Source organism: Microbacterium sp. SCN 71-21, from assembly GCF_001725695.1.
Classification (GTDB): Bacteria; Actinomycetota; Actinomycetes; order Actinomycetales; family Microbacteriaceae; genus Microbacterium; species Microbacterium ginsengisoli.
Genome location: NZ_MEGA01000015.1, coordinates 18,546 through 32,176, shown reverse-complemented (window position 1 = coordinate 32,176; position 13,631 = coordinate 18,546). Strand labels below are relative to the sequence as shown.

Below are 13,631 nucleotides of genomic sequence, written 5' to 3'. Positions count from 1 at the left end.
ACCGCGAGCAGCGACACCAGGTTCGGCTCGAAGCGCAGATCATCGCCACGACGGACGTACGCGCCGACGGGCACGCTGTATCCGCCGCCACCGCCGCCGCCGTTCCCCTCGGTGTCGGAGCCACCGCCGAACCCGGCCCAGGCGATCGCGACCGGGATGACGGTGACGCCGTCGAGGTCGTGAGGCTCTCCATAGGAGGCCTTCACGCCGAAGTTGGCGACCTGCTTGCCGAGATCGAGCACGAAGTTGGGCATATGCCCACGCTACCCGCCCAGGCGGGGCCGCGACACCCGGCCGTCATTCGGAGGCACGCGGCTTCGACGGCAACGAGCGTCCGCCTCGCACGTCGCCCAGCAGCGCGGCGCGCGTCACCGCGCCCCGCCCGAACTTGCCGGCGAGGCCGTCGAGTGCGCGTTCGACGTTGCGCCACTCCTCGTCGTCGTCCCACAGCAGTCCGGCGTCTGCGGCCGGGCGCAGCCGTTCCCCGCGCACGCCGACCAGCCGCACCGGCAGCGGGCGCTCCAGCGCACCGAACATGTCGAGCGCGGCCGCTCCGATGCGCTGCCCCACGGCCGTAGGGTCCGCGAGGGTCTGGCTGCGTGACAGCGTGCGGAAGTCGGCGAACCGCACCTTGATCGCCACCGTCGCGGCCTCGACACCGTGCGCACGCAGCCTCGCACCCACCCTGTCGGCGAGCCGACGGAACTCGGCGCGGAGCACGGCATCGTCGTCGATGTCGGTGTCGAACGTCTCCTCGTGCCCGATGCTCTTCTCGGTGCGCGTCGTGTGCACCTCGCGGGCATCGATCCCTCGCACGAGCTGCCACACCCGCTCCCCCATCGCCGCACCCAGCGCGCGCGTCAGGGTGTCGGCGGGCGCCTCGAGCACGTCGGCGACGGTGCGGAGTCCGCGCTGCTCCAGCGCCTCCGCGGCCTTGGGCCCGACGCCCCACAGGGCGCGCACCGGCCGTGGCGCGAGGAACCGCGCGGTATCGGCCTCCGCGACGATCAGCAGCCCGTCGGGCTTGCTGAGCGTCGACGCCATCTTCGCGACGTGCTTGGTGGCGGCGGCGCCGACACTGCAGGTGAGCCCGGTCTCATCCTTCACCCGCCGTCGCACCAGGCGCGCGATCGTTCCGGGCGAACCGAGCAGTCGCTGCGCGCCGCGGACGTCGAGGAAGGCCTCGTCGATCGACAGCGGCTCGACGAGAGGGGTCACCGAGCGGAACACCTCCATCACCCTCGCTGACAGCTCGAGATAGCGCGGGAAGTCGGGCGCGACGACCAGCGCCGCCGGGCACAGACGCAGCGCCTGACCGACCGGCATCGCCGACCGCACCCCGAACCGCCGCGCCTCATAGGACGCACTCGAGACGACTCCGCGCCCCTCGGGTGCACCGATGATGATCGGCTTGCCGGCGAGGGTCGGATCATCGAGCACCGCGACCGACGCGTAGAACGCATCCATGTCGACGTGCAGGATGCCCGCACCGGTGTCGTCGGCATCGGGCGGCGACACGATTCGCCCCGACCCGTCACCTCGACCCATGCCCCGATTCTCGTCGGTGCCGCCGACATCCGACGGCACCGACGAGATGATCAGAGCGCGCCGGCGCGCTCCAGGATGAGTTCGCGCACGCGAGCCGCGTCGGCCTGGCCCTTCATGGCCTTCATCACGGCGCCGATGACGGCACCCGCGGCCTGCACCTTGCCGTCGCGGATCTTCTCCAGCACGTCGGGTTGGGCGACGAGCGCCTCGTCGATCGCCGCGATGAGGGCACCGTCGTCGCTGACGACCGCGAGCCCGCGCGCATCGACGACCTGCTGCGGCGTCCCCTCGCCGGCGATGACTCCCTCGAGCACCTGACGCGCGAGCTTGTCGGTGAGCGTGCCGGCGTCGACGAGCGCCTGCAGCGCGGCGACATCGGCCGGGGTGACCAGCTCGGATGCCTCACGCTCACCGGCGTTCGCGATGCGGGCGATCTCTCCCGTCCACCACTTCTTGGCCGCCGCGGGGGTCGTCCCGGACGCGACTGTCAGCTCGACCTGCTCGAGCAGGCCGCTGTTGCGGACATCCTGGAACTCCAGCTCGGTGAAGCCCCAGTCGGAGCGCAGCCGGCGACGCCGGGCGATCGGGGGCTCGGGCAGGTCGGCGCGCAGCTCGTCGATCAGCTCGATCGGCGGGGCGACAGGCAGCAGGTCGGGCTCGGGGAAGTAGCGGTAGTCGTCGGCATCCGACTTCGGTCGACCCGCCGACGTCGTGCCGGTGTCCTCGTGCCAATGGCGCGTCTCCTGCACGATCGTGCCGCCCCCGGCGAGGATGGCCGCTTGGCGCTGGATCTCGTAGCGCACGGCACGTTCGACGGAACGCGTCGAGTTCACGTTCTTCGTCTCCGTGCGGGTGCCGAGCTTCTCCTGACCGCGCGGGCGCAGCGACACGTTCGCGTCACACCGCAGGTTGCCACGCTCCATCCGCCCTTCCGAGACGCCGAGCGCCACGACGATGTCGCGGATCGCCTGCACGTACGCCTTCGCGATCTCGGGCGCACGATGCTCGGCGCCGAAGATGGGCTTCGTGACGATCTCGACCAGCGGCACGCCGGCACGGTTGTAGTCGACCAGCGAGTAGTCCGCCCCCTGGATGCGACCGGTCGCCCCGCCCACGTGCGTGAGCTTGCCGGCGTCCTCCTCCATGTGGGCCCGCTCGATGGGAACGGTCACGAGGCTGCCGTCGGTGAGCTCCACCTCGACCGAGCCCTCGAACGCGATCGGCTCGTCGTACTGCGAGATCTGATAGTTCTTGCCGAGGTCGGGGTAGAAGTAGTTCTTCCGCGCGAATCGGCTCGACGGCGCGATCGAACAGCCGAGCGCGAGGCCCAGGCGGATCGACGACCTCACGGCCTGCGCGTTCACGACCGGCAGCGAGCCGGGGAGCCCGAGGTCGACCGGGGCGATGAGCGTGTTCGGCGCCGCGTCGTGGTTGTCGGGGTGCGCCGGGTTGGGCGCCGCCGAGAACATCTTCGTCGCCGTGTTCAGCTCGACGTGCACCTCGAAGCCGAGCACCGGCTCGAACAGCTCGAGTGCCTTGTCGAAGTCCATGAGCGCGTCCTTGGCCATCAGCGCACACCTCCCAGGGTCGGGGCGCGGTCGAGGAGCGGTCCGCCCCACTCCGCTTCGAGCAGAGCCTCGAGGGCCGCACCGACGCGGTACAGACGAGCGTCCTTACGGGCCGGGGCGAGGAACTGGATGCCGACCGGGAGCCCGTCGTCGTCGGCGAGACCCGAGGGGATCGAGATGCCGGGCACGCCCGCGAGGTTCGCGGGGATGGTCGTCACATCGTTCAGGTACATCTGCAGCGGGTCGTCGATGCGCTCGCCGAGCCGGAACGCCGTCGTCGGCGCTGTCGGCGTGGCGATGACGTCGACGTTCGCGAAGGCCGCGGCGAAATCCTGCTGGATGAGCGTGCGCACCTTCTGAGCCGACCCGTAATAGGCGTCGTAATAGCCCGCCGACAAGGCGTAGGTGCCCAGGATGATGCGGCGCTTGACCTCGTCCCCGAAGCCCGCCTCGCGGGTGGCCGCCATGACGTCCTCGACGGTGCCGCCGGCCACCGGGACCCGCAGGCCGAAGCGCACGGAGTCGAACTTTGCGAGGTTGCTGGAGGCCTCCGCGGGGAGGATCAGGTAATAGGCGGCGACACCGTACTCGAAGTGCGGCGCGCTGATCTCGACGATCTCGGCCCCCTGGGACTCGAGCTTCGCGAGCGCGCCGTGGAACGAGCGGGCGACACCCGGCTGGAAGCCGGAGTCGGGCAGCTCGCGGATCACGCCGACCTTCAGGCCCTTCAGCACGTCGCCGCGAGCACCCTCCCGCGCCGCGGCGGCGAAAGAGGGCCAGGCGTCGGTGAGCGAGGTCGAGTCGTTCGCGTCGTGCCCGCCGATCACGTCGTGCAGGAGACCCGCGTCGAGCACGGTGCGGGTGACGGGGCCGATCTGGTCGAGGCTCGACGCGAGCGCGATCGCCCCGTACCGACTCACTGCGCCGTACGTCGGCTTCACGCCGACGGTGCCGGTCACGTGCGCGGGCTGGCGGATGGAACCGCCCGTGTCGGAGCCGAGGGCGAGCGGCGCCTCGAAGGCCGCGACCGCGGCCGCCGATCCGCCGCCGGACCCGCCCGGGATCCGGTCGAGGTCCCACGGGTTGTGCGTGGGACCGTAGGCCGAGTGCTCGGTCGACGAGCCCATCGCGAACTCGTCCATGTTGGTCTTGCCGAGCGGGATCAACCCCGCTGCCCGGGCACGCGCGACGACGGTGGCGTCGTACGGCGACAGGTAGCCTTCGAGGATCTTGGAGCCGCTCGTCGAGGGCATGTCGGTCGTGACCAGCACGTCCTTCACCGCGAGCGGAACGCCCGCGAGCGCGTGCAGTTGCTCGCCGGCGGCGCGACGACGGTCGATGTCGGCGGCCGCGTCGAGAGCGGTGTCGCTCACGTGCAGGAACGCGTGCACGTCACCGTCGACCGCGGCGATGCGGTCGAGGTGAGCCTGCGTCGCCTCCACACTCGAGACCTCTCCCGCAGCCAGCCGATCGGCCAGCGCGGCGGCGGACAGACGAAGGATGTCGTCGCTCACTGCTCCTCCCCCAGGATCGCCGTCACGCGGAAACGGTCGCCCGCGGCATCCGGCGCGTTCTGCAGCGCCTGCGCGGTGGTCAGCACCTCGCCGACCGTGTCGGGGCGGAAGACGTTCTCCAGCGGGATCGGGTGGCTCGTCGCCACCACATCGGGCGTCGCCACCTGCGACACCTTCGCGATGTTGTCGACGATCGCGTCGAGCTGACCGGTGAGTCGGGTCACCTCGTCGTCGTCGAGCCGGATCCGGGCCAGTTCGCCGAGGTGGCGCACGAGTTCGGGAGTGATTTCAGACACCCGACGAGTCTAGTTGGGCGGCTGGACCGGCCCGCGTTCCGGGCCGTCTCGCGCGTAGGCTGACCGCGTGACGACCTTCGAGCCGCCCCGCCCCTGGACCGCCAGCTACGCCGACGGCGTGCCAGAAGACCTCGCGACGGTCACCGGCTGCCTGACCGACATCGTCGAGGCATCCGCCCGGGACTACCCCGATGCTGTCGCCCTCGAGTTCTTCCGCCGCGAGACCACCTATCGGGCGCTCCACGAGCGGATCTCCCGCGCTGCCGCGGGACTCGCGGCGCTCGGTGTGCGTGCCGGCGACCGGGTCGCGATCGTGCTGCCCAACTGCCCGCAGCACATCGTCGCGTTCTACGCGATCCTGCGCCTGGGCGCGATCGCCGTCGAGCACAACCCGCTCTACACACCGCGCGAGCTGCGCAAGCAGTTCGAGGACCACGGCGCCCGCGTCGCGATCGTCTGGAACAAGATCGTCGCCGACGTGCAGGCGTTCCCCGCCGACCTTCGGGTGCCGGCGATCGTGTCCGTCGACGTCGTGCAGGCGATGCCGTGGCACACCCGCCTCGCCCTGCGCCTACCGATCGCGAAGGCGCGGGAGTCGCGGGCGGCGCTGTTCGCACCCGTGCGCGGCACCACGCCGTGGGAGACCGTCGTCGCCGCCGCGCCGCTGCCCGACTCGCACCCGCGCCCGGCGACCGACGACGTCGCGATCCTGCAGTACACGAGCGGCACCACCGGAACCCCGAAGGGTGCGGTGCTCACCCACCGCAACCTGCTCACGAACGCCGCGCAGGCACGCGCCTGGGTGCCCTCGATCGTGCGCGGAGACGGATGCATCGTCTACGCCGTGCTGCCGATGTTCCACGCCTACGGGCTGACGCTCTGCCTCACGTTCGCGATGTCGATGGGGGCGCGGCTCGTGCTGTTCCCGCGCTTCGACCCCGACATGGTGCTCGCGGCGACCACCCGGCATCCGGCCACGTTCCTCCCGCTCGTGCCGCCCATCGCCGAGCGACTGCTCGCGCGGTCGCGCGAGACCGGCATCTCGATCGCCGGCACGAAGATCGCGATCTCGGGTGCCATGGCGCTGCCGCACGAACTCGTCGTGCCGTTCGAGGCGGCGTCCGGGGGCTACCTCGTGGAAGGGTACGGACTGAGCGAGTGCTCCCCCGTGCTCATGGCCAACCCGGTCGCCGAGAACCGCCGACCGGGCACCGTGGGTCTCCCGCTCCCCGGCACCGAGTGCCGCGTGGTCGATCCCGACGAGCCGACGCGCGACGTGCCCGCGGGCAGCCCCGGTGAGCTCGTCGTGCGCGGGCCGCAGGTCTTCTCGGGCTACTACGGCAAGCCCGAGGCCAGCGCCGAAGTGTTCGTCGACGGCTGGTTCCGCACGGGCGACATCGTCACGATCGACGACGCCGGATTCGTGCGGATCGTCGATCGCATCAAGGAGCTCATCATCACGGGCGGGTTCAACGTTGCACCGACCGAGGTCGAGAACGCGCTGCGCCAACATCCTGATGTGCTCGATGCCGCGGTCGTCGGCCTCCCCGACGGCCACTCCGGCGAGGCGGTCGTGGCGGCGATCGTGCCGCGCGACGGTGCGGACGTCGACGTCGAGGAGATCCGGGCGTTCGCGCGCGGCGTGCTCACGCCCTACAAGGTGCCCAAGCGCGTCGTGGTCGTCGACGGCTTGCCGACATCGCTCATCGGCAAGGTGCTGCGACGCCAGGTCAAGGAGAAGCTGCTCGCCGACGACGCGCACTGACCCAGGTCGCGGCGACGGTCAGGACGCGTCGTCGCGGAGCGCGCCCGGTCCTTCGGTGACGAGCAGATGGAACTGAGCCGCGTCGATGATGCGCACGCCGAGCTCCTCGGCCTTCGCGAGCTTCGATCCCGCGCCCGGTCCGGCGGCGACGAAGTCGGTCTTCTTCGAGACGCTCGACGCCGCCTTCCCGCCGGCCCGGAGGATGGCCTCCTGCGCACCTTCACGGGTGTAGCCCTCGAGCGTGCCGGTCGCGACGACGGTGAGTCCGTCGAGCACGCCGCCGTTGACGAGCGCGGCCCCCGGGCCCGGATGCCCCGGCGTCGCGAACTGCGCGCCGGCCGCCGCCCACCGGTGCACGATGTCGGCGTGCCAGTCGACGGCGAACCAATCGATCACGGCCTCGGCGATGATGCCGCCCACGCCGTCGACCGCCGCCAGCTCCTCCTGGGTCGCTGCCCGGATCGCATCCACGGAGCCGAACCACTGGGCGAGAGCCCGGGCGGCGACCGGGCCCACGTGCCGGATGTTCAATGCGACGAGGAACCGCCACAGCTCTTTCGTCTTCGCCTTCTCGAGCTCGTCGAGCAGCGTGACAGCCTGAGCGGAAGGATGCAGCACCACGTGGTCCTTGCGCACGCCCGCGGCGCGGCGCTCGGCGGGCGTTGCGTTCTCCCACCCGGGCGGGTAGGTGCGCTCGATTCGCTGGAAGGGAGCGCGGCGCACAAGGTCGCCGGTCGACTCGTCGACCTTCTCCTCGCCCGTCTCGGCATCGCGCACCACCACCTCGATGGGGATGAGCTGTTCGAGGGTGAGATCGAACAGGCCGGCCTCGGTGACGAGCGGCGGTGAGGCGGTGCCGTCGGCTTGCGTGAGGGCGGCTGCCGTCACCTCGCCCAGCGCTTCGACGTCGAGCGCGCCGCGCGAGCCGATGTGTTCGACACGTCCGCGCACCTGCGCCGGGCAGGAGCGGGTGTTCGGGCACCGCAGGTCGATGTCGCCCTCCTTCGCCGGGGCGAGCGGCGTGCCGCAGGCGGGGCACAGCGTCGGCATCACGAACGCGCGCTCGGTGCCGTCGCGCAGCTCGACCACGGGCCCGAGCACCTCGGGGATGACATCACCCGCCTTGCGCAGCACGATGGTGTCGCCGATCAGCACGCCCTTGGCCTTCACGACGTCCTGGTTGTGCAGCGTCGCCTGGCGCACCACCGACCCGGAGACCCGCGCGGGCGCCATGACGGCGAACGGGGTCGCGCGGCCGGTGCGGCCCACCGACACGACGATGTCGAGCAGCTTCGTGTTCACCTGCTCCGGCGGGTACTTGTAGGCGATCGCCCATCGCGGCGCCCGACTTGTCGCGCCCAGCTCGTCGTGCAGCGCCAGCTCGTCGACCTTGACCACGACACCGTCGATCTCATGCTCGACGTCGTGGCGGTGCTCACCGTAGTAGGCGACGAACTCGCGCACGCCCGCGGCATCCGTCGCGGTGCGGAAGGACGTGCTGGTCGGCAGGCCCCACTGCGCGAGCAGTCCGTAGACCTCGCTCTGCGAGGCGACCGGCGGGTCGGGCCACGCGCCGATGCCGTGCACGAGCAGCCGCAGCGAGTCGAGACGCGCCTGCCCGGCTTCGAGCTCGAGGCCGTCCTTCTTGTCGAGCTGCTGACGGAGCCCTCCGCTCGCCGCGTTGCGCGGATTCGCGAACGACGGGAACCGGCGGTCGGCGCTGGCCTGCGCGCGCGCCTCGTCGACGCCCCGCGCGCGGGCATCGGCGGTCACGCGCTCTCGCATGCGCGACTGACGTTCGTTCAGCCGGTCGAATGCCGCGACCGGGATGTACACCTCGCCGCGCACTTCGACGATGTCGGGATGCCCCGTTCCGGCGAGGCGCTGCGGGATGCCCGCGACGCGCACGGCGTTGACGGTGACGTCCTCGCCGACGCGACCGTCACCGCGGGTCGCCGCGGAGGTCAGCACGCCCCGTTCGTAGCGCAGGTTGATGGCGAGCCCGTCGATCTTCAGCTCGCACAGCCACCGCACGGGTCGGCCCGCGGCCCCCGCGGTCTTCGCGCACCACTCGGTGAGCTCCTCGGGGCTGAAGACGTTGTCGAGGCTCAGCATGCGTTCGGCGTGGGTCACCGGCGCGAACATCGAACTCTGCGCGGCGCCGACCGACAGCGTCGGCGAGTCCTGGCTCTGCAGCTCGGGGTAGGCCCGCTCGATCGCCTCGAGCCGCCGCATCCAGCCGTCGTAGGTCGCGTCGTCGACCAGCTCGGCGTCGTCGCCGTAGTACGCGTCACGCGCCCCGAGGATGCGGGTCGTGAGATCGGATGCCTCGGCCCGCGCCTCGTCGAGGGTCACCCGCGGGAGTTCGTCGTCAGCCACGCACCAAGTCTAGGGAGGGCCACCCCCACGGCGAGCGGATCACCCGGTGGACGGAACCCTCACGCGACGACCGGCACCGCCGACACGGTGCGGTCGATCGTGAACTGCCCGAGCACGCGCGTGCCGATGTAGAGCACGGCGGTCTGCCCGGGTGCGACGCCGTCGAACGGGGTGTCGGGACGCACCGTCACCGCGTCCTCCGTGATCGTCGCGTCGGCGGGCACCGGGTCCGCGTGCGCACGGATCTGCACCTCGACCCGCAGGTCGCCTGTCGCGGGCGCCGTCCCCGCCCACGAGCGCCGGGCGCCGGCGATCTCGGTCGTCGCGAGGGCCTCCTTCGGGCCCACGACGACGGTGTTCGAGACCGGACGCACCTCGAGGACGAACCGCGGCTTCCCGTCGTCCGCGGGCACGCCGAGCTTGAGACCTCGGCGCTGCCCGACCGTGAACGCATGCGCGCCCTCGTGCCGGCCCACGACGGCACCGGTGCGGTCGATGACGTCGCCTTCCTCGGCGCCCACCCGGTCGGCCAGCCAGCCGCGCGTGTCGCCGTCGGGGATGAAGCAGATGTCGTGACTGTCGGGCTTCGCGGCCACCGTGAACCCGCGCTGCTCGGCCTCCGCGCGCACGACGGCCTTCGAGGGGGTCGCGCCCAGCGGGAACAGGCAGTGGGCGAGCTGCTCGGCGGTGAGCACTCCCAGTACGTACGACTGGTCCTTCGCGGCATCCGATGCCCGGTGCAGCTCACGACCGGACGGAGTGTCGAGAAGCGTGGCGTAGTGGCCCGTGCACACCGCGTCGAAGCCGAGCTCGATGCCGCGTTCGAGCAGGGCGGCGAACTTGATCTTCTCGTTGCAGCGCATGCAGGGGTTGGGGGTGCGGCCCGCGCGGTACTCGGCGACGAAGTCCTCGATCACGTCGTCGCGGAAGCGCTCGGAGAAGTCCCACACGTAGAACGGGATGCCGAGGCGATCGGCGACGCGGCGGGCGTCCATCGCATCCTCGATCGTGCAGCAGCCCCGGCTGCCGGCGCGCAGCGTGCCGCCGGCGCGTGAGAGCGCGAGATGCACGCCGACGACATCGTGTCCGGCGTCGACGGCACGCGCCGCCGCCACCGCGGAGTCCACGCCCCCGCTCATCGCCGCCAACACCCGCATGCCCCCAGTCTACGAGCGGGCTGTGGCGTCGGGGCGGGCGCCTCAGGCGATGGATGCCGCGGCCCGGGCCCGCACGAGGGCGTCGGGGAGCGCCGCGACGAAGGCGGCGACATCGGCCGCGCTCGAGGTGCGACCGAGGGTGACGCGAAGTACGGCGCGGGCGTCGTCGTCCGAGCGACCGAGCGCGAGGACCACATGCGACGGCTCGGCCACTCCGGCCTGGCAGGCGGAGCCGGTCGACACCGAGACCCCCGCGACATCCAGCAGGAACAGCAGCGTCTCCCCGCGAACGCCCGGGAACAGCAGATGCACGTTGCCGGGCACCCGGTCGTCGGGGTCACCGAGCAGCACCGCGTCGGGGGCGATCGCGGCGACCGCGGCCCGCAGCTCGCGGGCCAGTGTCCGCAGGCGCGCCGCCTCGGTGTGGAGCTCGGCGACGGCGAGCTCGGCCGCCACAGCGAACGCCGCGGCACCCGCGACATCCTGCGTTCCGGCACGCAGCCCGCGCTGCTGCCCGCCACCGTGCAGTTGCGCCTCGAGACGCGCGCTGCGTGCGACGACGAGTGCGCCGACGCCGACGGGTCCGCCGACCTTGTGCGCCGACACGCTGAGGGCGACGAGCCCCGTTCCGGGCGTGGCATCGGACCGCCAGGCCCGGTACGCAACCGGAACGTGCCCGAAGGCGGCGACGGCGTCGAGATGCAGCGGCACCCCGGCAGCTCCGGCGACTGCGGCGAGCCGGGACGCATCGTTGACCGTGCCGATCTCGTTGTTGGCGACGAGCGCCGTCGCCATGGCGACGTCGTCACCGAGCGCCGCGCCGAACGCATCCGGATCGATGCGCCCCACCGCATCGATCGCCACGGGACGCTCCACGGCGCCGGGCAGCGCCCGCACGGCGTCGATCGTCGCGTGGTGCTCGCCATCGGGCAGAACGACGACCCCGCGAGCGACGGCCCGCGCCTCCCAGAGGCCCGCCACCGCGAGGTTCACGGCCTCGGTGCCGCCGGAGGTGAACACCACCTCGATGGGCTCCGCGTCGAGCGCGGCCGCGACCCGCTCGCGCGACTCCTCGAGCAGCCGGCGGGCGGCCTGACCGTCACCGTGGATCGACGACGCGTTCCCCACCATCTCCTGCGCGTCGAGCCACGCCGCGCGCGCCTCCGGGCGCAAGGGGCTGGATGCCGCGTGGTCGAGGTAGACACTCACCTGTCCACTGTCCCATGCCCGGCGCGATGCCCGGCGACTGCCGCCACGCTCGCGCGTAACGCCGTCGACTCACATACTCGTTACCCTCGAGACCATGCCCGGCACGACCCCGACGTCCGAGACGTCGCTCCTGCATTCGACCGCGTTCGACGACCTCGGCGTCACCCTCCACGCCGGCGGCGGCACACTCCGCGTGTGGTCGGGCAACGCGATCGGACTCGAGCTGGTCGTCTTCGACGACACCGATCTCGACTGGATCACCGCCGAGCTTCCGATGAGCCCCTCAGGCCACGGCGTCTGGGAGGTGACCTCCGAGCTGCTGCACCCCGGCGCGCGCTACGCCGTGCGCGCCGTCGGCCCACAGCAGAACGGCAGCATGTTCAACTCGCGCACACTGCTGCTCGACCCCTACGCGAAGGGCATCACCGCGGGCGGCTTCAACGACTGGCGCTCGGTCGTGGTGGATGGCACGTTCGACTGGGGCGGTGTGGCGAAGCCGCGGGTGCCGCTCGACCGGACGGTGCTCTACGAGGGTCACGTGAAAGGCCTCACGAAGCGGCATCCGGATGTCCCTCCCGCCCTTCACGGCACGTACGCGGGACTCGCCCACCCGGCGATGATCGAGCATTTCCACGCGCTCGGGATCACCACGATCGAGCTGCTGCCCATCCACGCGTTCCAATCGGAGCCGCGACTTCTGCAGCTGGGGCTCGCCAACTACTGGGGCTACAACACCGTCAACTTCTTCACCCCGCACCCGCGGTACGCGACGGACGCCGCGCGCCGCGCCGGCTCCACCGCGGTGCTCGCCGAGGTCAAGGGCATGGTGAAGCTGCTCCACGAGGCCGGCCTCGAGGTCGTGCTCGACGTGGTCTACAACCACACCGCGGAAGAGGGCATCGGCGGTCCCCGCTCGAGCCTGCGCGGCCTCGACAACCGCAACTACTACCGCCAGACCGACGACGGCGTGTACGTCGACGTCACCGGGTGCGGCAACTCGTTGAACACGTCGACGGATGCCGCGGCCCGCCTGGTGCTCGACTCCCTCCGGTACTGGGCCGACGAGGTGCAGATCGACGGCTTCCGCTTCGACCTCGCGACGACCCTCGGACGCGACGCCGCCCACACGTACACCCCCGAGCACCCGCTGCTGCGCGCGATCGCCGACGACCCGCTGCTGCAGGACGCCAAGCTCATCGCCGAGCCCTGGGATGTCGGCCTGGGCGGCTGGCAGACCGGCAACTTCGGCGCCGGTTGGCACGAGTGGAACGACCGCTACCGCGACCGCGTGCGCAACTTCTGGCTGAGCGACGTCGACTACGCCCGGCGCGCCTCGACCGCTCCGGTCGGCATCGGCGGGTTCGCGACGCGCCTGGCCGGATCGTCCAACACCTTCTCTGAGGACCGCGGCCCGCTGGCATCCATCAACTTCGTCACCGCGCACGACGGGTTCACCCTTCGCGATCTCGTCTCGTACGACGTGAAGCACAACCTCGGCAACGGCGAGCAGAACCGCGACGGTGCCGACACGAACCGGTCGTTCAACCACGGCGCCGAAGGTCCGACCGACGACGAGCGCATCCTCGCCACCCGGCGCAAAGCGATGCGCAACCTGCTCGGCACACTGCTGTTGTCGGCCGGCATCCCGATGCTCACCGCGGGCGACGAGTACGCCCGCACCCAGCGGGGCAACAACAACGCCTACTGCCACGACTCCGAGCTCACCTGGCTCGACTGGGAGCCGGCGTCCTGGCAGAAGCAGCTGTTCGCCCACGTGCAGCGCCTCATCCGCCTGCGCCGCGAGAACCCGGCGCTGCGCCCCATCCGATTCGCACGGCTCGGGGAGCACACGCCGTCGGCGTCGGTCATGGAGTGGTACGACGAGCACGGCGAGACGATGTCGGAGGAGCGGTGGACGAACCCCGCCCACCGCACCCTGCAGTACGTGGCGGCATCCACCCCCGAGTTCGAGGCGTTCAACCGCATTCTGCTGATCGTGCACGGAACCGAGCGTCCGGTCGAGGTCACTCTGCCCGAGGTGGACGGGGTCACCCGCTACGTCTCGCTGTGGCGCAGCGACGAGGACGTTCCGCAGCTGCTCGAACAGGTGCACGCCCCCGGCGACGCCGTCGAGGTCTCCCCCACCTCGATGCACCTCTTCCGTGCCGAATGACCCGGCGCCGATGAGCGCGGCG

At 71.5% G+C, this 13,631-nt stretch carries 10 protein-coding genes; 2 read left to right on the top strand and 8 right to left on the bottom strand.

Annotated elements, in window-relative coordinates; genetic code table 11:
* The 5 genes from ABT08_RS03670 to gatC form a co-directional block, all read right to left on the bottom strand.
* On the bottom strand, positions 1 to 254 hold a 254-nt coding region (locus ABT08_RS03670; RefSeq protein WP_288114030.1), incomplete at its 3' end, for a hypothetical protein.
* A 43-nt stretch (positions 255 to 297) separates the two neighbouring features.
* Positions 298 to 1,548 (bottom strand): DNA polymerase IV, encoded by a 1,251-nt coding sequence (locus ABT08_RS03665; RefSeq protein ID WP_288114029.1) that lies wholly within the window; start codon positions 1,546 to 1,548, stop codon positions 298 to 300.
* A 50-nt stretch (positions 1,549 to 1,598) separates the two neighbouring features.
* Positions 1,599 to 3,116, bottom strand: coding sequence for an Asp-tRNA(Asn)/Glu-tRNA(Gln) amidotransferase subunit GatB (gatB, locus tag ABT08_RS03660; protein ID WP_056208586.1), 1,518 nt, complete (start codon positions 3,114 to 3,116; stop codon positions 1,599 to 1,601).
* Entirely contained in the window at positions 3,116 to 4,630 is a 1,515-nt protein-coding gene (gene gatA, locus ABT08_RS03655) for an Asp-tRNA(Asn)/Glu-tRNA(Gln) amidotransferase subunit GatA (protein WP_288114027.1), read from the bottom strand. The genes gatB and gatA overlap by 1 nt, the downstream gene beginning before the upstream one ends.
* The gene (gatC, locus tag ABT08_RS03650; protein WP_045248407.1) at positions 4,627 to 4,926 is read right to left on the bottom strand and encodes an Asp-tRNA(Asn)/Glu-tRNA(Gln) amidotransferase subunit GatC; all 300 of its coding nucleotides are present in this window, start codon (positions 4,924 to 4,926) and stop codon (positions 4,627 to 4,629) included. The genes gatA and gatC overlap by 4 nt, the downstream gene beginning before the upstream one ends.
* A gap of 67 nt (positions 4,927 to 4,993) precedes the next feature.
* Here gatC and ABT08_RS03645 point away from each other — a divergent pair, with 67 nt between their 5' ends.
* Positions 4,994 to 6,691, top strand: coding sequence for a long-chain-fatty-acid--CoA ligase (locus ABT08_RS03645; protein ID WP_056208580.1), 1,698 nt, complete (start codon positions 4,994 to 4,996; stop codon positions 6,689 to 6,691).
* An 18-nt stretch (positions 6,692 to 6,709) separates the two neighbouring features.
* Here ABT08_RS03645 and ligA read toward each other — a convergent pair whose 3' ends face one another.
* From ligA to ABT08_RS03630, 3 genes are read right to left on the bottom strand one after another with little or no spacing between them, the layout of a single operon-like run.
* Entirely contained in the window at positions 6,710 to 9,070 is a 2,361-nt protein-coding gene (gene ligA / locus ABT08_RS03640) for an NAD-dependent DNA ligase LigA (protein WP_288114024.1), read from the bottom strand.
* Positions 9,071 to 9,129: 59 nt separating this feature from the next.
* Positions 9,130 to 10,227: a tRNA 2-thiouridine(34) synthase MnmA gene (gene mnmA, locus ABT08_RS03635; protein ID WP_082483171.1), complete on the bottom strand. Its 1,098-nt coding sequence runs from the start codon at positions 10,225 to 10,227 to the stop codon at positions 9,130 to 9,132.
* Positions 10,228 to 10,269: 42 nt separating this feature from the next.
* Positions 10,270 to 11,436 (bottom strand): cysteine desulfurase family protein, encoded by a 1,167-nt coding sequence (locus tag ABT08_RS03630; RefSeq protein WP_288114022.1) that lies wholly within the window; start codon positions 11,434 to 11,436, stop codon positions 10,270 to 10,272.
* Positions 11,437 to 11,530: 94 nt separating this feature from the next.
* Here ABT08_RS03630 and glgX point away from each other — a divergent pair, with 94 nt between their 5' ends.
* On the top strand, positions 11,531 to 13,609 hold the full coding sequence (glgX, locus tag ABT08_RS03625; RefSeq protein WP_056208573.1) for a glycogen debranching protein GlgX: 2,079 nt from the start codon (positions 11,531 to 11,533) through the stop codon (positions 13,607 to 13,609).
* Positions 13,610 to 13,631: the final 22 nt, after the last annotated feature.